The organism is Burkholderia sp. MSMB617WGS, from assembly GCF_001532025.2.
GTDB lineage: Bacteria > Pseudomonadota > Gammaproteobacteria > Burkholderiales > Burkholderiaceae > Burkholderia > Burkholderia savannae.
On record NZ_CP013458.1, the window covers coordinates 844008 to 860423 of the forward strand.

14 protein-coding genes and 2 pseudogenes are annotated in these 16416 nt (G+C 70.0%); 7 read left to right on the forward strand and 9 right to left on the reverse strand.

Features of this window, described 5'->3' with window-relative positions; all coding sequences use genetic code 11:
- Window positions 1-23: 23 nt before the first annotated feature.
- Both WT60_RS24110 and WT60_RS24115 read left to right on the forward strand, forming a co-directional pair.
- Entirely contained in the window at window positions 24-1355 is a 1332-nt protein-coding gene (locus WT60_RS24110; RefSeq protein WP_059576149.1) for an acetyl-CoA hydrolase/transferase C-terminal domain-containing protein, read from the forward strand.
- 12 nt (window positions 1356-1367) lie between these two features.
- A pseudogene (locus WT60_RS24115) lies at window positions 1368-2389 on the forward strand (thiamine pyrophosphate-dependent enzyme).
- Here the strand turns inward: WT60_RS24115 and WT60_RS33935 are convergent.
- Window positions 2310-2924, reverse strand: a complete 615-nt coding sequence (locus WT60_RS33935) for a hypothetical protein (RefSeq protein WP_145986865.1) — start codon at window positions 2922-2924, stop codon at window positions 2310-2312. The pseudogene WT60_RS24115 and the gene WT60_RS33935 overlap by 80 nt on opposite strands.
- Before the next feature lie 28 nt (window positions 2925-2952).
- Between WT60_RS33935 and WT60_RS24120 the strand changes: the two genes are divergently transcribed.
- Window positions 2953-4056 carry a NucA/NucB deoxyribonuclease domain-containing protein gene (locus WT60_RS24120; RefSeq protein ID WP_236860916.1) on the forward strand — a complete coding sequence of 368 codons (1104 nt, stop codon included), beginning with the start codon at window positions 2953-2955 and terminating at the stop codon, window positions 4054-4056.
- Window positions 4057-4137: 81 nt separating this feature from the next.
- Window positions 4138-6162, forward strand: coding sequence for an SMI1/KNR4 family protein (locus tag WT60_RS24125; RefSeq protein ID WP_060356737.1), 2025 nt, complete (start codon window positions 4138-4140; stop codon window positions 6160-6162).
- Between the two features lie 185 nt (window positions 6163-6347).
- Here the strand turns inward: WT60_RS24125 and sctT are convergent, their stop codons facing one another.
- The 8 genes and pseudogenes from sctT to WT60_RS24170 all read right to left on the reverse strand — a co-directional run bounded on the left by sctT (window position 6348) and on the right by WT60_RS24170 (window position 12398).
- Window positions 6348-7154 (reverse strand): type III secretion system export apparatus subunit SctT, encoded by an 807-nt coding sequence (gene sctT, locus WT60_RS24135; RefSeq protein WP_038743681.1) that lies wholly within the window; start codon window positions 7152-7154, stop codon window positions 6348-6350.
- 16 nt (window positions 7155-7170) lie between these two features.
- On the reverse strand, window positions 7171-7677 hold the full coding sequence (locus WT60_RS24140; protein ID WP_060356739.1) for a type III secretion protein HrpB7: 507 nt from the start codon (window positions 7675-7677) through the stop codon (window positions 7171-7173).
- Complete coding sequence (sctN, locus tag WT60_RS24145; protein WP_060356740.1) at window positions 7674-9002, reverse strand: type III secretion system ATPase SctN; 1329 nt, start codon at window positions 9000-9002, stop codon at window positions 7674-7676. Before sctN ends, WT60_RS24140 begins: the two co-directional genes overlap by 4 nt.
- The gene (gene sctL, locus WT60_RS24150; RefSeq protein ID WP_059670474.1) at window positions 8999-9715 is read right to left on the reverse strand and encodes a type III secretion system stator protein SctL; all 717 of its coding nucleotides are present in this window, start codon (window positions 9713-9715) and stop codon (window positions 8999-9001) included. The genes sctN and sctL overlap by 4 nt, the downstream gene beginning before the upstream one ends.
- Window positions 9700-10392, reverse strand: a complete 693-nt coding sequence (locus WT60_RS24155) for a type III secretion protein HrpB4 (RefSeq protein WP_060356741.1) — start codon at window positions 10390-10392, stop codon at window positions 9700-9702. Before WT60_RS24155 ends, sctL begins: the two co-directional genes overlap by 16 nt.
- A 167-nt stretch (window positions 10393-10559) precedes the next feature.
- A pseudogene (gene sctJ, locus WT60_RS24160) lies at window positions 10560-11363 on the reverse strand (type III secretion inner membrane ring lipoprotein SctJ); the annotation flags it as partial.
- A gap of 2 nt (window positions 11364-11365) precedes the next feature.
- Window positions 11366-11797 carry a type III secretion protein HrpB2 gene (locus WT60_RS24165; RefSeq protein WP_038743692.1) on the reverse strand — a complete coding sequence of 144 codons (432 nt, stop codon included), beginning with the start codon at window positions 11795-11797 and terminating at the stop codon, window positions 11366-11368.
- Between the two features lie 13 nt (window positions 11798-11810).
- Window positions 11811-12398: an HrpB1 family type III secretion system apparatus protein gene (locus tag WT60_RS24170; protein WP_059670476.1), complete on the reverse strand. Its 588-nt coding sequence runs from the start codon at window positions 12396-12398 to the stop codon at window positions 11811-11813.
- A 235-nt stretch (window positions 12399-12633) separates the two neighbouring features.
- Between WT60_RS24170 and sctU the strand changes: the two genes are divergently transcribed.
- From sctU to sctP, 3 genes are read left to right on the forward strand one after another with little or no spacing between them, the layout of a single operon-like run.
- Window positions 12634-13716 carry a type III secretion system export apparatus subunit SctU gene (gene sctU, locus WT60_RS24180; RefSeq protein WP_059576118.1) on the forward strand — a complete coding sequence of 361 codons (1083 nt, stop codon included), beginning with the start codon at window positions 12634-12636 and terminating at the stop codon, window positions 13714-13716.
- Window positions 13713-15785 carry a type III secretion system export apparatus subunit SctV gene (gene sctV, locus WT60_RS24185; protein WP_038743699.1) on the forward strand — a complete coding sequence of 691 codons (2073 nt, stop codon included), beginning with the start codon at window positions 13713-13715 and terminating at the stop codon, window positions 15783-15785. Before sctU ends, sctV begins: the two co-directional genes overlap by 4 nt.
- Window positions 15782-16390 (forward strand): type III secretion system protein SctP, encoded by a 609-nt coding sequence (sctP, locus tag WT60_RS24190; protein WP_059576116.1) that lies wholly within the window; start codon window positions 15782-15784, stop codon window positions 16388-16390. Before sctV ends, sctP begins: the two co-directional genes overlap by 4 nt.
- Window positions 16391-16416: the final 26 nt, after the last annotated feature.

The window sequence follows — 16416 nt, forward strand, 5'->3', positions numbered from 1 at the left end:
ACGGAACGCCGAGGAGGTTCGGGATGCAGAAGGATCGTGACGTGAAGGAAATCTATACGGGGAAGCTGACGTCGCCGGATCGCGCGGTGTCGGCGGTGCGAAGCGGCTCGTCGATCGCGCTCGGCATGGCGATGGCGCAGCCGCCGGCGCTGCTCGCCGCGCTCGCCGCCCGCGCGGAAGCGGGCGACGTCGACGAACTGCGCGTGTACTACTTTCATGCGGAAGCGTTCCTGCGCGAGACGCTGCTGCGCTATTCGCTGATGGGGCGGATTCTGCCGCACTGCATGTTCATGGGGCAGCCCGAGCGCGAGCTCGTGAAGCTCGGCGAAGCGGACGGCGGCCGCAAGGTGGTGTTCTTCGTGCCGAATTCGTTCAGCCAGTCGCCGCGGCTGTTCGCCGATCACGTCGACGTCGACGCGATGCTCGTGATGGTGTCGCCGATGGACCGCAACGGCTATTTCACGTTCGGCACGAACAACGACTACACGAGCTCGGTCGCGCGCGCCGCGCGCCGGCTGATCGTCGAAGTCAACCCGAACATGCCGCGCGTGTTCGGCGATTCGCTGCTGCACGTGTCGGAAGTGGACGCGATCGTCGAATCGAGCCATCCGCTGCCGGAACTGACTCCGAAGCCGGGCGGCGCGCTCGATCGCGTGATCGGCGAGCAGATCGCGGAGCTCGTGACGGAGGGCGCGTGCCTGCAAATGGGAATCGGCGCGCTGCCGAACGCGGTGTGCGGCGCGCTCGTCGGCCACCGGCATCTCGGCATCCACACCGAGCTGCTGACGCCGGGGCTCGTCGAGCTGATACGGCGCGGCGTCGTCGACAACAGCCGCAAGACGCTCAACCGGGGCAAGTCGGTGTTTACGTTCGCGATGGGCGACCGCGCGATGTACGATTTCATCCACGACAATCCGGCGCTCGAGAGCCATCCGGTCGATTACGTGAACGATCCCTGCAACATCGCGCGCAACGACAACATGATCTCCGTGAACTCGACGATCGAGATGGACTTGACGGGCGCGTGCAATTCCGAGCACGTCAACGGCCATCAGTACAGCGCGTCGGGCGGGCAGCTCGATTTCGTGCGCGGCGCGTACGCGTCGCGCGGCGGGAAATCGATCCTCGCGTTTCACTCGACCGCCGCGGGCGGCGCGGTCTCGAAGATCGTCGCGCGGCTGACGGGGCCCGTCACGACGCCGCGCACCGACACGCACCTCGTCGTGACCGAATACGGCGTGGCGAACCTGAAGGGCTTGTCGTCGACCGAGCGGGCGAACGCGCTGATCCGTCTCGCGCATCCCGATTTCCGCGACGAATTGGCCGCGCACGCACGCGGATTGCACTTGATTTGAACGGAGGATCGCATGGCAAGCGCGATTGCCGATTACCTCGCGCCGACGCCGACGCCGGCCGCCGCCGGCGTCACGAGGATCTGGGGCGTGACGGGCGACAGCCTGAACGGATTGTCCGACAGCCTGCGCCGAATCGGCGGCATTCGCTGGATGCACACGCGCGATGAGAAAACGGCGGCCTTCGCCGCGGGCGCCGAGGCGGCGGAAACCGGCCGGCTCGCGGTGTGCGCCGGCGGTTGCGGGCCGGGCAATCTGCATCTGATCAACGGCCTGATCGACTGTCATCGCAATCACGTGCCGGTGCCCGCGATCGCCGCGCGGATTCCTATTACGCGTCGGCGCGCGACGGGCTCGACGAGCTGGCGCGGCCGTCGCCCGCCGGACGGCCGATTCATCCGCAATATCTGACGCGCGTCGTCGACGAGCTCGCCGCCGCCGATGCGATCTTCGCGGCCGACGTCGGCACGCCGACGCTGTGGGCGGCGCGCTATCTGACGATGAGCGGCCGCAGGCGGCTGCACGGCTCGTTCAATCACGGCTCGACGGCGAACGCGCTGCCGCAGGCGCTCGGCGCGCAGGCCGCGCATCCGGGCCGGCAGGTCGTGTCGCTGTCCGGCGGCGGACTGCCGATGCTGTTCGGCGATCTGCCGAGCGCGCGCCGGCTCGATTTGCCGATCAAGGTGATCGTCTACATCAACGGCTCGCTCGGCTTCGTCGCGATGGAAATGAAGGCGGGCGGCTATCTGGACACGGGCACCGATCTGCACGAGACCGATTTCGCGGCGATCGCGACGGGCGCGGGCCTTTACCGCTTGCGCGTGACCGAATCGCGGGCGCTGCCCGACGCGCCCGGCAAGCTGCTCGCGCATCCGGGGCCGGCGCTCCTCGACGTCGTCACGGACAAGCGCGAGCTTGCGATGCCGCCGAAGATCGAATGGGCGCATGCGAAGGGATTCAGCTTGTCCATGCTGCGTGCGGTGCCGAGCGGGCGCGGCGACGAAATGCTCGAGTTCGTGCAGACGAATCCGCGGTGACGCGGCGAAGGCGGCTTCGCCGCGAAGCCGCCTCGTCGAGCGCGGACGGCGCGGGCGCGGGCGCGGTGATCGATACGATGGATCGTCCGGCGCGCCTGCCGCTGTCGGCGTCGGCCTGCTCATGATTTGGCATCCCTGGGATATCGCGAGGCGTCGACCGGAATTCGAGATCGATATCGGCTTCGATATCGGTCTCGAATTCGACGCCGATACGAATGCGAATCGCGATGAACACGTCGAGCAATTCGAATCGAATATCGCCATCGCGTGATTCGAAAATGCCGCGCCGGCATCGTCGCCATTCGTTCGACGTGCCGGACCGAGCCCGAAGACGGGCGGCGCGCGCCCCATGAGCCGAGCTTCGCCGGCGTTTTCGCGTATTTGAACAATAAGACGCGGCGGCCGATATTCCTGATCTTTCCGGGAAAAAATACCGCGCCTTCACGCAATCCGGAATATTTACATTCCTGACAAACCTGACAGTTCTATTTCGATCGAATGAATCGTTAAATTCGGTGCGCAACAAAAATTTCATTTCGATTACTTGTTAGTCAGGAGGGGATGTGAATCATCGAACCCGGTTGGGCCAGGTTTTTGCCGGCGCGATTCTGTGCGTCGCGGCGATGCAGGCGCACGCCGAAAGCGCCACGGACGTTTCGCCGATCTGTACGGCCGTCAGCACCGAACGGACGAAAGACGCATTGCTGAGCCGCGGCGCTCACTGTCAGAAGTCGTCTCCGCTCGAATACGTGGTCAAGGACGATCAGAACAGCGAGATCGGCCGCGTCGCCATCGACGCGTATGCGTATTCCGACAATCCGTCGAACCAGCTCGCGTGGACCTTGAAGTTCCGGTTCCGCGCGCGCGCGATTTCCGGCAATCCGGGCGGCGTGATGATCAAGCCGGTCGTCGAATGCGGCCCGGCATGCACGGTCGCGCCGAACGCGGGGGTGCCGCTCGCGATCGGCGGCTTGTCCAGCGAAGTGCCGGTGGCGATCACGCCGAACATGGGCGGCGACAATCCGCAGTTGATCCGTCCGACCATCGAGTACCGCGTCGCCAGATCGGGCGATTCGTTCGAGAACGGCGTGAGCGTGAGCTCGTATGCGGGAGCGGGCTACATTCCCGATATTCGATGCGACGTCGGGCTCGCGAAGAGCGGCACGCAAGGCTGCGTCTATCCGGACGCGCCCGCCGTACTGCGCACCATCACCGCCGAGAATCTCGACGTCGACGAATCCGCGATCCATATTCGCGAGGCGCAGGCGGCGGGCAGTCCGGGCAAGTTCGTGTCGCGAGGAGATGGCACAATCTTCCCGGACACTTGGGAGTCGAAGCCGCTCAAGCGCACGCGCGATGCGGACTGGCGTCGCGCCAACCGCAGCAATTCGAAGCAGCAGTGCGTCGTGAAGTACGGTTCGGTCACGGGGCAATGCACGTTCACGGGCGATCCGGAGGAAACGCCGACGGATTGCGACTGCGACGAATATCCGTTCGCCGCGACACAGGAAGGCGCACGGGACAACGAAGTGTCGGTCAAGCGTATCGACGCGAGCGACAATCGCCGCGCCGGTGCGTATCTCGGCAACTTCTATTTGAACCAGCGTGTGCTGGATAGCGAGGAGTTTTACGTCGACGTGGGTTCGCAGGCCGCGTCGAAACGCTGACTCACATAGAAAAACAGCACCGACGATGCCGTGGTTCGCCGTCTCCTTGCGCGAACCGCGGCATCGCACCTGAAGAATTCCATGAGCGAACACGCGAATTTTCCCGCCTGGCTCAATCAGGCCTATCAATGGTGCCAACGGGCAGTCCCGGGGGCAATGCAAAGCGAGACGGTGGCGATCGAGGATGCGCTGCTGCGCGTGGCCGCCGCCGACCTGATCGCCGTCGAAGACGTACCGTCCGTTGCGCTCGCCGCATCCGAAGGCTTTGCGCTGCGCGCGTCCGATACGGCGCGCGCGTCTCGTCGCGAGCCGGTCGAGCTCGACTTCGAGTTCACCCGGCGCGTGCTCGCGTCGCGCACGAGCAGCCCGGCGGCTCGCGCGATCGGCGTGCGGCGGGCGGTCGACATACCCGCCTATTTCCCGTTGCCGGAAAACGCCGACGCGATCGTGCCGAAGTCCGGGCATCAGGTGACGTATCGGGGCGAGAAGTCTTACCTGCGGTTTCAGGCTCCGGTGCCGCCCGGCCATCACGTGATCGCGCCGGGCAGCGAATACCGGAAAGGGGACGTGCTGCTGCCGAAGGGCGGGCGGATCACCGCCGAGCGGCAGGCCGCGCTGATCGCCGCGGGCGTGCGCGAGATCGCGGTGACGAAGCGCCCGCGCATCGGCGTCGTGATCGTCGGCTACGATCAGGTGCCGCCAGGCGAAGCGCGCGAAACATGGCAACGGCCGGACACGCGCGGACCGTACATCCGCGCGATGCTGCGGCGGTGGGGGTACGACGCGCCGAGCGTCGAATATCTCGCGCCGCCGGACATGACGCAGCCATCGCCCGATGTGCAGCGCGACGAGTACGCATTCAAGCGGAAGCTCGTCGAGCTCTCGCAACGCTACGATCTGATCGTCGGCGCGGGATTGCCGGCGGCGCCGCCGTTTCAGGATCTCGGGCTGAATGCGCAGATGATGTACTCGACGGAGCGCTCGTCCGTCGAGATCAAGCAAACGCCGGCTGGGCGCTTCAATTTTGGTCGCAGCGACGATCGCTCGCCGCCGAAGAGGGAGACGGTTGCGCTGACGCGGCCCGACGGCACGCCGCACGGGACGCTGGCGCTGACGTTCTACGACCAGGCGACGCTGATCAACCTGCCCGGCCATACGAGCGCGGTGGCGATGCTGATGCACGCCGTCGTGTCGCACGTGCTCGATTTGCTCGAGCACGTTGCGCGGCCAGGACCGGATTGGGAAACCGGCGCGATCGCGCACGACGTCGAGCGCCATGCCGAGCTCAATGGCATGCAATGGGGCAATCTGCGCCGCGGCGCCAACGGCGAACCGATTGTCCGGCTGCTGCCGTCTCAAGGCGACGGGCCGATCCGCGGCGTCGCTCAGGCCAGCGTGCTCGTCGCGATTCCGGCAGGGCAGGCGCCGTTGCCGGCCGGCAGCGCGGTTCAGTTTCTGCGGCTCGATCGCGCCGGGCCGGATGCGGCGCCGCTCGACGCGTTGCCGGCCGCCGCGCCGGCGGCGCAGCCGTTGCCTTGCGCCGCCGTCGCGACCGCTTCCGCCGCTTCGGATGCGGCCGCCGCGAGCGCCGATCTTCGCGTCGTCTGGAATCAGCTCGACGACTGGTTCGCCGCCGATCGCAGCCGTTTGCCGGGCGGACTCAACGGACCGGCGCCGGCCGGCGAAATCGATGCGATGCATGCGGCGCTCGGCGTGACGCTGCCGCCCGCATTCGTCGAAAGCCTGCGGATTCACGACGGCCAGGCCGATGCGGGCGCGGTGTTCGCCGAGAACGACGCGCTCCTGAGCGCGCGCGAGATCGTCGCGCAATGGTCGATCTGGAAAGGCCTCGTGGCCGGCGGCGATTTCGACGACATGACGTCCGAGCCCGACGCGGGCATCAAGGACGACTGGTACAACCTCAAGTGGATTCCGTTCACGCACGACGGCGGCGGCAATCATTTGTGTCTCGATCTCGATCCCGCCGAAGGCGGAACCGTCGGGCAGGTGATACGGGTCTGGCACGATGACGAGCGGCGCGAGCGCGTTGCGCGGGATTTTGTCGAATGGCTCGCTCACGTGGCGGACGAGCGGGGCGCGCGCTGACGTTCGCCGGCGATTCGCGGCGCGCCGGCGGTTCGTCGCGCGGCGTCGGCCTTCGTTTTTTCGGCCGCGTGCGCGTCGAATTCCGCAACGTCGCGTCGCGCCCGGCAGCGGACGGCGGGCCGGCCGGATGGCGGCGCCTTTGATTTCGTCTCTTCTCCGCTGTCGATCGTGCTGCCGATTCCCCGCTAATGACCGGCGAGCTGCCTCACCTGCTGCGCAAGCCCCGCCAGCGAAATCTGCCCGCGCATCTCGGTCACGAAATTCCCCGCCAGCACCGCGACGATCAGCACCGCGATCGCGCCCTTGAGCGGCTGGCCGACCGACATCGGATCGAGCTTCTGCGCGGATCGCGAGACGAACGCGAGGCCCAGGTCGACGAGCAGCAGCATCGCCATCATCGGCGCGGCGATCCGCGCGATCATGTTCATCAGCATGTCGAGCCGCGCCTGCGCGAACAGCGCGAGCAGCGGCGCGGGCACCGGATCGAACGAGCCGAGCGGCCACCACGCATACGATTCGTACAGCGCGCCGAGCAGGAACGTCATGCCGCCCAGCATCCAGAACGCCGCGATCGTCAGCTGCCCGAACAATGTCGCCATCAGCGAGGTCTGCGTGCCCGAGCTCGGGTTCTGCATCTGCACGTTGTTGAAGCCGGCGACGTCGTCGACGTAGGTGCCGATCGCCTCGGCGGCCCAGAACACGGTGGACGCCGCGATGCCGAGCACGAGCCCGATCACGGCCTCCTTCGCGCAGGCGAACACGAGGAACGCGCCGCGCAGCTGCGGAATCAGCGCCTGCTGGCCGCACGCGACGAACAGGCACCAGAGCGCCGCCGCGCCGCTGCGCAGCGGGCCTTTCATCACGTTGTCGGCGGTCGCGGGCAGGATCGTCATGATCACGAGCAGCCGCTCGCTCGACAGCGCGAGCAGCACGATGAAGCCGATGAATTCGTCGCCGAGGTGCTGCAACGGAAAGATGTCGTAGGTCGTCATGCCGATGTCCGGGCTCCTAGTTCGATGCCCGCGCGGCCGCGAGCCGGCGTGCGAGCGCGCCTTCCTCGATTTCCTCGTCCTGCGCGTCCTCGGCGGCCGCCTCGGCCGCGCGTGCGAGCCGCCGGATGCGCTCGCGCACGACGTCGATCTGCGCATCGTTGCGGGCGATCCGGCGCGCGGCCGCGGCGAGCGCGTCGGCCTTCGCCTGCAGCGCCGCGCGCAGGCGTGAGCATTGCGCGTGCGCGAGCGCGTGCTCGTCGAGCAGCGCGTCGCGATAGCGGCGGCACGCCGCGTAGTCGCCGATCGCGAACGGCGCGCGGCCGGCCGCCATCGCGTCGACGCGCGCCGCGTAGCGGTTCGCCGCATCGCGCTTCGCGTACGCGTGCGCTTCGCACTGCGCGAGCTCGGCCGCCGCCGCGTCGCGTTCGGTGCGCAGCGCGCCTTGCTCCGCGCGCAGCTTCGCGCCGCGCTGCTCGCGGCGCGCGAGCAGCGTCTCGAAGGCGCGCTGCTTGCGGCACGTCATTGGACGAGCGCGTGCAGCGCGGCGAGCGTCGCGTCGGTCGGCGAGTGCTCGTCGGTGCGCTGGTTGAGGAACGCGCGGACCCGGTCGATCTTCGCGACCGCTTCGTCGGCCGCTGGATCGCTGCCCGCCTGGTATTCGCCGAGCTGCAGGAGCGTCTCGATCTCGCGGTGCTTCGCGAGCAGCCGGCGCAGCCGGCCCGCCGCGCCGACGTGCTCGCGCGTCGCGACCTGCGGCATGATCCGCGACAGGCTGCCGAGCACGTCGATCGCCGGATACTGGTTGCGCGCGGCGATCTCGCGCGACAGGATGATGTGGCCGTCGAGAATGCCGCGCACTTCCTCGGCGATCGGATCGCTGCCGGAATCGTCCTCGGCGAGCACCGTGTAGAGCGCGGTGATCGAGCCGCGCTCGCCCATCCCGGTGCGCTCGAGCAGGCGCGGCAGCTCGGCGAACACGGAAGGCGGGAAGCCGCGCCGCGCGGGCGGCTCGCCGGCCGCGAGGCCGATCTCGCGGCCCGCGCGCGCGAAGCGCGTGAGCGAATCCATCATCAGCAGCACGCGCTTGCCCTGGTCGCGAAAATGCTCGGCGATCGCGGTGGCCGCGTACGCGGCCTTCGCGCGCTCGATCGACGAGCGGTCGGACGTCGCGCACACGACGACCGAGCGCGCCATGCCGTCCTCGCCCATGATCAGCTCGACGAATTCGCGCACTTCGCGGCCGCGCTCGCCGATCAGCGCGATCACGTTGACGTCGCACGATGCGCCGCGCGCGAACATGCCGAGCAGCGTGCTCTTGCCGACGCCGGCGGGCGCGAAGATGCCCATCCGCTGCCCTTCGCCGAGCGTGATCAGGCCGTCGACGATGCGCACGCCGGTCGCGAGCGACGCGTCCACCATGCGCCGCGACATCGGGTTCGGCGGCGGCGCGAGCACGGGGCGCAGCGCGTCGCAGTCGAGCGGGCCGCGCCCGTCGATCGGCTCGCCGAAGCTGTCGATCACGCGCCCGAGAACGCCGTCGCCCACCTTCACCGACAGCGGCCGGCGCAGGCCGACAACGCGCGTGCCGCGATTGATCTCGCCGAGCGCGCCGAACGGCGAGAGCAGCGCGACGTTGCGCGTGAAGCCGACGACTTCCGCATGCTGGAGCAGCGCGCCCGACGCGCTGCGCAGCTCGCACAGCTCGCCGAGCGTCGCTTCGAGGCCGACGACGCGCACGAGCGTGCCGATCACTTCGAGCACCTTGCCCGTCATGCCGACGGCGGGCTCGATCGCGAGCCGCGCGGCCATCGCGTCGGCGACGCGGGACAGATCGGTCAGCGCGTTCATGCGCGGCTCGCGTCGTCGAGCGCGCGGGCGAGCGCCGCGCGGATCGCGTTCAGTTGCGTGTCGAGGCTCGCGTCGACGGTGCCGAAATCGGATTCGCATACGCAGGTGCCGGGCGCGACGCGCGGCTCGACGACGACGTCGACGGGCACGTTGCGGCCCTGCCGGCGCCACGCGTCGGCGACGAACCCGAACTGCTCGCGCGCGGCGTCGTAATCGGTTTCGCACACGCGCACCGTCAGATAGCTGGCGCCGGCGACGACGCGCTCGACCGTCTGCGCCGCGCGCGCGAAGAGGCCGCGCGCGTCCTCCGCGCGCACCATCTGCTGGACGGCGGCGGCGACGAGCTCCGCGAGCCGCTCGCGCATCCGGTCGCGCACGCGCCGCTCCTGCTCGAACGAATCGGCCGCCTGCGCGTGCCAGTCGGCGATCGCCTGCGCGCGGCCCGCGTCGTAGCCGCGCGCATAAGCGCTGTCGTGCTCGCGCCGCGCCGCTTCGACGAGCGCGTCGGCCTGCGCGCGCGCGCGGGCGGCGATCCGTTCGGCTTCGTCGCGGGCCGCGCGCAGCACGGCGTCGCGTTGCGCCGCGAGCGCGTCGAGCGCGGCGTCGAGCGCTTGAACCGTCTCGAACGCGTCGCGGCGCAGCACGCCGTGCGGCGCGTCGATGCAGCAATCGTCGGCGAGCGGAATCTGTCGGTTCTTCAGCCAAAAAGCCATGACCACTCCGGATACAGCGACGGCAGGCGCGCGAGCAGCGTCGCGCCGTCCGCGTCCGCCGCCGCGTGTTCGATCCACGGCGCGCGCGCTCGCTCGCGCGGCAACGCGAGGCGCACGATGCGCGCCGGCCCCTTGGGCGACCAGACCCGTTCGCGCTCGAACAGGCACCAGCCTTCCCATGCGATGTCGTCGCCGGACAGTTGCGCAAGCGGCGTGATCGGCGCGCGGCGATCGAGGCCGCGCGCGCGCGGCGCGTCGGGCAGCGCCGTGAGCGCGGCGAGCGCGCGGCAGCCGTCGGCGCCGACCCAGCCGGCGAGCCGCTCGCGGCTCGCGCGGTCGATCCAGTGACGCAGCTCGGTGCGCCGCGACAGCAGCGCGCGCAGGCGCAACAGCCGCAGCGCGTCGGCCACGGGCAGCGCGGCGAGCCGGTCCGCGGGCGCATCGAAGCCGTCGAGCGGCGGCGACGAGGCCCCCACCGCGCGCAGCAGCAGCAGCGAGCACGCGGCGCGCAGCGCGGGCGCGCGCTCGAGCGTCGCGGCGACGAGCGGCGCGAGCGCGCCGTGCCAGCTCGCGTGAATCCAGTCCGCCGCGCGTCGCGCGTTCGCGTCGTAGCCGGCAAGCCATGCCGCCCTTGCCGCGACGCTCGTGACGCTTGCAACCGGCGTGCCGCCGCTCATCGCGCGCCGGCCTGCCGAGACGCGGCGGCGGCTTTCGCGCCGCTGCCACCGCTGCCGCCACGGCCACCACCGCCATTGCCACCGCCACCGCCGCCACCACCGCCACCACCGCCACCACCGCCACCGCCATTGCCATTGCCATTGCCATTGCCGCGGCCGCCGCCATTGCCGCCGCGCAGCCGCGCGGCGAGACCGCCCGCGCCAGCCCCCGCGCCGCCGTGCCTGCGCGCGCGCCACCACAGCGCGCCGCCCGCGGCCGCGAGCGCGGCGCACACGATGACGGCGGCGAGCACGCCGATGAGCGTCGCGCCGCCGGAGTCCCGCGCGCCCGGCTGCGCGGCCGGCACGAGATCGACCGGATCGGCCGCGACCGACGTGACGCTCACTTCGTCGTACGTGAGCCCTTCGACGCCATGGACGACGAGGTTCTTGATCTGCGGCGTGAGCGTCGCGAGATTCGCGTTCGGCCGGTACTTGATGAACACCGACGCCGACGACGGCTTCGCGACCTGCGCGAGCGGATCGTTGTTCGGCAACACGATGTGCACGCGCGCGACGACGACGCCGTCGATCTTCGACAGCGTGTCCGACAGCTCCTGCGACACGCCGTAGATGAAGCGCACGCGCTCCTCGGTCGGCGTCGACACGAGGCCGTCCTTCTTGAAGAGCGCGCCGAGATCGTCGTAGCGCGCCGCGGGCAGCCCGCGCGCGCGCAGCACTTCCATCGCCTTGACGATCTGCTTGTCGTCGACGGCGAGCGTCCAGGTCTTGCCGCCGTCGGGCGTCTTCTTCTGCGCGTCGACGCCGGTTTGCAGCAGCGCGGCCATCATCTCGTTGCAGTCGCGCTCGGCGAGGCCGCCGTAAAGCTCCTGCCGGCAGCCGGCGGCGAGCATCGCGCATGCGACGAGCGCGGCGAGCCGGGCGGCGCGCCGGCCGCGCGCGGCGGCGATCGGGAGATGGAGTCGTTTCATGGTTACTGGTTCTTCATCAGTGAGCCGATCGCGTCCTTCGTCGACGTGACGACGCTCATCTTCGCCTGCAGATCGATCTGCATCGCGGTGGCCTCGGCCGACGCCTGGATCGACGCCGCGAACATCTGGCTCATCGGCAGCTCGCTCGCGTGCCGGCTCAAATAGGCGGCGTTGTCGAGCACCTGCCTGATCGCGGCGTCCGACGTCTCGACGAGCTTCGCGATCGCGCTCGCGTCGTGCGCAGGCGCGACGGGCGGCGCGGGCGTCGCGTTCGACATCAGCGCCTGGAAGCGGCCGGCGACGTCGGCCGGGACGTCGTGCGCCGCCGTGCCGGCCGTGGTCGTCGCAGCCGCCGGGCCGCCGGGCGCCGCCGCGTCGGAGAACGCGGCGTCGAGCGCGCGGGTCAGGTCGGTCGGGGAAAGCGGAGCGGTCATGCGGGCCTCCTCGTCAAAGACGCAGATATTGCCGATGTGCGAACGCGGCCTGCGCGTCGAAGCCGCCCGCGGGATTCGCGGGGCTTGCGGGATTCGCGCTCGGCGCATCGGCCGCGTCGCCGCGCGCGGCCGCGCCCGATTCGGGCAACTCCCAGACGCCCGTGCGCTCCGCGCGCTCCTTCGCGAGCATCACGTCGTGCTGCCGCTCGAGCGCGCGCACGAGCGCGACGGCCTGCGCGGGGCTGCCCGCCGCGAGCACCTCGTCGGCGGCGATCCGCCATTGCGGATCGCGCTTCAGTTGCAGCGCGAACGCGAGCAGCGCCTTGCCGTAGATTGCGTTCGTCGCGCCGCTCGCGATTTCCGCGAACACGCGCACGGCGTCGTCGAAATTGCCGAGCGCGACGTGCAGCATGCCGTCGAACATGTCGGCGGCGGGCAATTGCGGCGCGAGCACGCGCAGCGCGTCGATCAGCAGGCCGATGTCGTAGGGATCGGCGGCCGGGCCGCCGAGCGCGCCGCCGAGCGCCAGGCTCGCGGCGTCGATCAGTTCGTTCAGCGCCGCTTGGCTGCATCGCAGATAGGTCGGCCGGGATTCGTCCATGGTGTGCGCTCCGTGTCGCCGCGCGAGCGGCGCATGTCGTTGATGGAAAAGCGTATGGGGCGCAAGGTAGCAGCGCGGGGCGGCCGCTCGGCCGCCGACGCGAAGCGCGCGCATGCGATGCGAAGCGCCGCGCGCGCTTCGCGTCGGGCGGCGCGGCTTCGGGCCGGCGCGCGCGCGCGGCGCGCCGCGCCATTAACGTACGCGCCGTGTCCGACTCTCGACAGGAACGGCGGCGATGGCCGAAGAGAAAACCGAAGAGCCCTCCGAGCGCAAGCTGAAGAAGGCCCGCGAGAAGGGGCAGGTCGCGAAAAGCAAGGACGTCGCGGACGCGGTGACGCTCGCGGCCGCGATCGGCGTGCTGACGGCGGGCGAATCGATGCTGACGGGCGGCCTCGTGCGCGCGATGCGCACCGCGCTCGATTTCGTGCACGGCGAGCGCACGCCGCAGGCGACGCTCGCCGCGCTGCACGACCTCGCCGCGAGCGCCGCGCTGACGATGCTGCCGTTCGCCGCCGCGGCGATCGTCGCGGGCGTCGCGTCGCAGGCGCCGCAGGCGGGTTTCATGGTCACGCTCGAGCCCGTGATGCCGAAGTTCGACGCGATCAATCCGATGGCGGGCATCAAGCGGATCTTCTCGCTGAAGTCGCTGCTCGAGCTCGTGAAGATGATCGTCAAGGCGGTGGTGCTCGCGTGCGTGATCTGGAAGATGATGACGTCGCTGTTTCCGCTCGTCGTCGCGAGCGTGTACGAAGCGACGCCGCAACTGTCGCGCGTGCTGTGGACGGTGCTGATGAAGCTGTTCGGCGTCGTCGCGCTCGTCGTCACGGTGTTCGCGGCGGCCGATTACAAGATCGCGCGCGTGATGTTCATCCGCGACAACCGGATGACGAAGGAAGAGGCGAAGCGCGAGCACAAGGAAAGCGAAGGCGATCCGCACACGAAGGGCGAGCGCCGCCGCCTCGCGCGCGAGATCGCGACGAGCGCACCCGCGCGGCAGAACGTCGGGCAGGCGAGCGTGCTCGTCGTCAACCCGACGCACTACGCGGTCGCGATCCGCTACGCGCCCGACGAGCATCCGCTGCCGCGCGTGATCGAGAAAGCCGTCGACGACGGCGCGCTCGCGCTGCGCCGTCACGCGCACGCGCTCGGCGTGCCGATCGTCGGCAATCCGCCGGTCGCGCGCGCGCTGTACCGCATCGAGCGCGACGCGGCGATTCCCGAAGAACTGTTCGAAACGGTGGCCGCGATCCTGCGCTGGGTCGAATCGGTCGCGCCCACGCGCGCCGCCGCCGTCGTTCCCTCCGCGAGGTCGTCATGACGCTGAAAACCCTCAAGCTTCCCGCCGGTGGCGAGGTCGGCATCACGGTGCTGGTCGTCGCGATCGTGTCGCTGATGATCCTGCCGCTGCCGCCCGAGGTGATCGACGTGCTGCTCGGCGTCAACATTGCGATCAGCGTCACGCTGCTGATGGTGACGATGTACGTCGGCAGCATCGTGTCGCTGTCGGTGTTTCCGTCGGTCCTGCTGTTCACGACGCTGTACCGGCTATCGCTGAACATCGCGTCGACGAAGTCGATCCTGCTGCACGCGAACGCGGGCGACATCATCGAGAGCTTCGGCGAGCTCGTCGTCGGCGGCAATCTCGTCGTCGGCCTCGTCGTGTTCCTGATCATCACGACGGTACAGTTCATCGTGATCGCGAAGGGCTCGGAGCGCGTCGCCGAAGTCGGCGCGCGCTTCACGCTCGACGCGATGCCCGGCAAGCAGATGAGCATCGACGCGGACCTGCGCGCGAACATCCTGACGCCCGACGAGGCGCGCCGCAAGCGCGCGACGCTCGCGAAGGAGAGCCAGTTGCACGGCGGGATGGACGGCGCGATGAAGTTCGTCAAGGGCGACGCGATCGCGGGGCTCATCATCACGCTCGTGAACATCGTCGCGGGCATCGCGATCGGCGTGATGTATCACGGGATGACGGCGGGGGAAGCGGCGAACCGCTTCTCGATCCTGTCGGTCGGCGACGCGATGGTGTCGCAGATTCCGTCGCTGCTGATCTCGGTCGCGGCGGGCGTGATGATCACGCGCGTCGCCGACGATCACGACGAGGGCGAAGGTGCGTCGCTCGGCTCGGAGATCGCGCGGCAGCTCGGCGGCAGCCATCGCGCGCTGTATTTCGCGGCGGTGCTGCTGATCGGCTTCGCCGCCGTGCCGGGCTTTCCGGCCGCGCTGTTCGCGCTGCTGTCGGCCACGCTCGCGTTCGCCGGCTACCGGCTGCAGAAGGGCGCGCGCCGCACGGCCGCGCGCGGCGAGCCGGTGATCGCGCTGCAGCGCGCGGGCGCGAAGAGCGGCACGCCGTCGATCCTGCCGCGCGCGCCGCTCTTCACGTGCGCGATCGGCGTGCGCGTCGCGCCGGATCTCGTCGCGCGGCTCGCGCCCGCCGCGCTCGATCGCGCGTTCGACGAGGAGCGCGCGAAGCTGCAGGAGGAGCAGGGGCTGCCGTTTCCCGGCATCACGCTGTGGACGAGCGGCGCGCTGCCCGAGGCGACGTGCGAGATCCTGATGCGCGACGTGCCGCAGGCGCGGCTCGAACTGCCGGCCGACCAGACGATGCTGCCCGACGCGGCGTCGGATGCGGCGCTCGCCGGCCGCTGCACGAAGCGCGGGCCCGCGGGCGGCCTCGCCGAGAGCTACTGGATCGACGACAAGGCGGTGCCGGCCGGCGCGCGCGCATGGCGCGCCGAGCAGGTGATCGCGCACGAGACGATCGCGCTGCTCCGGCGCAACGCGCATCTGTTCCTCGGCATTCAGGAAACCCAATGGATTCTCGATCAGCTCGGCGCCGATTATCCGGGGCTCGTCGCCGAAGTGCAGAAGGCGCTGCCGACGCAGCGGATCGCGGATGTGCTGCGCCGCCTGCTCGAAGAGCACATCCCGATCCGCAACGCGCGCGACATCATGGAGAGCCTCGTCGCGTGGGGGCCGAAGGAGAAGGACATGCTGATGCTCGCCGAATACGTGCGCGGCGACCTGTCGCGCTATCTCGCGTATCGCGCGGCGCGCGGCGCGCGACGGCTGCCGGCCGTGCTGCTCGACTTGCCGGTCGAGCAGCACATCCGGCAGTCGATCAAGCAGACGCCCGCGGGCAACTTCCTCGCGCTGCCGCCCGAGCAGGTGCGCTATCTCGTCGACAGCGTCGCGTCGTTCGTCGGCGAGACGCCGCGCGACGACGTCGCGCTCGTCACGTCGATGGACGTGCGCCGCTACACGCGGCGGATGATCGAGGCGCGGCTCGGCTGGTTGCCCGTCTATTCGTATCAGGAGCTCGGCGACCAGGTCGAATTGCAGCCGGTCGGCCGCGTGACGATGCCGACGGCGGCGCACGCATGAGCGCCGCTGATCTGAGGCCGGTGCGGATCATCGCGGGCGAGCCGGCCGCCGGGCCGGACGGCGCGTTCCCGGCACACACGGCGCGGCGGGGTTTCGACTATGCGCAATTGCTGCGGCGCGCGCGCGTCGCGCCGGCCGGCGAGCGCGCGTCGGCCGGCGACGAACGGCGGCGCGACGCATCGCCGCCATGGCGCGACGGCGCGCCGCCGCCGATCGAGCGCGATCCGGCCGCGCTGCCGGATGCGGCCGGGCGCGAGGCGATGGCGCGCGCGTGCGCGGGCTCCGGCGCGTTCGTCAATCAGGTGTTCGCGCAGCGCGAGCGGATGGTGCGCGTCGCCGAGGCGCTCGCGGCCGAGATCGCCGCGCTGTGCGGCGACGACGCGGGAAGCCAGTGGGCGATCAGCCTGCCGCTCGCGCCCGCGCTGCTGCCGGACACGGTGCTGCATCTCGTTCTTTCGCGTTTCGACTTGCGGCTTCGGTTCGAGACGCCGGACGCGGCGACGCGGCACTTACTCTGCACGCATGGCGCGACCCTGCACGCGCGACTCGACACGCTGCTCGCGCATTGCGGCGCGCCGCGCACGATCGAGATCGACGTGGGCTGAGCAAGCGCGTAGCCGGACCCGCAAGC

What these genes read in the sequence shown, in the direction of transcription:
- WT60_RS33935 (WP_145986865.1), bottom strand. Translation starts at nt 2,924, where the DNA reads ATGAAATTTTTGTTGCGCACCGAATTTAACGATTCATTCGATCGAAAT.
- WT60_RS24165 (WP_038743692.1), bottom strand. Translation starts at nt 11,797, where the DNA reads ATGACCGCTCCGCTTTCCCCGACCGACCTGACCCGCGCGCTCGACGCC.
- WT60_RS24140 (WP_060356739.1), bottom strand. Translation starts at nt 7,677, where the DNA reads ATGACGTGCCGCAAGCAGCGCGCCTTCGAGACGCTGCTCGCGCGCCGC.
- WT60_RS24125 (WP_060356737.1), top strand. Translation starts at nt 4,138, where the DNA reads ATGAGCGAACACGCGAATTTTCCCGCCTGGCTCAATCAGGCCTATCAA.
- WT60_RS24110 (WP_059576149.1), top strand. Translation starts at nt 24, where the DNA reads ATGCAGAAGGATCGTGACGTGAAGGAAATCTATACGGGGAAGCTGACG.
- sctL (WP_059670474.1), bottom strand. Translation starts at nt 9,715, where the DNA reads ATGGCTTTTTGGCTGAAGAACCGACAGATTCCGCTCGCCGACGATTGC.
- sctP (WP_059576116.1), top strand. Translation starts at nt 15,782, where the DNA reads ATGAGCGCCGCTGATCTGAGGCCGGTGCGGATCATCGCGGGCGAGCCG.
- sctU (WP_059576118.1), top strand. Translation starts at nt 12,634, where the DNA reads ATGGCCGAAGAGAAAACCGAAGAGCCCTCCGAGCGCAAGCTGAAGAAG.
- sctV (WP_038743699.1), top strand. Translation starts at nt 13,713, where the DNA reads ATGACGCTGAAAACCCTCAAGCTTCCCGCCGGTGGCGAGGTCGGCATC.
- sctN (WP_060356740.1), bottom strand. Translation starts at nt 9,002, where the DNA reads ATGAACGCGCTGACCGATCTGTCCCGCGTCGCCGACGCGATGGCCGCG.
- WT60_RS24170 (WP_059670476.1), bottom strand. Translation starts at nt 12,398, where the DNA reads ATGGACGAATCCCGGCCGACCTATCTGCGATGCAGCCAAGCGGCGCTG.
- sctT (WP_038743681.1), bottom strand. Translation starts at nt 7,154, where the DNA reads ATGACGACCTACGACATCTTTCCGTTGCAGCACCTCGGCGACGAATTC.
- WT60_RS24155 (WP_060356741.1), bottom strand. Translation starts at nt 10,392, where the DNA reads ATGAGCGGCGGCACGCCGGTTGCAAGCGTCACGAGCGTCGCGGCAAGG.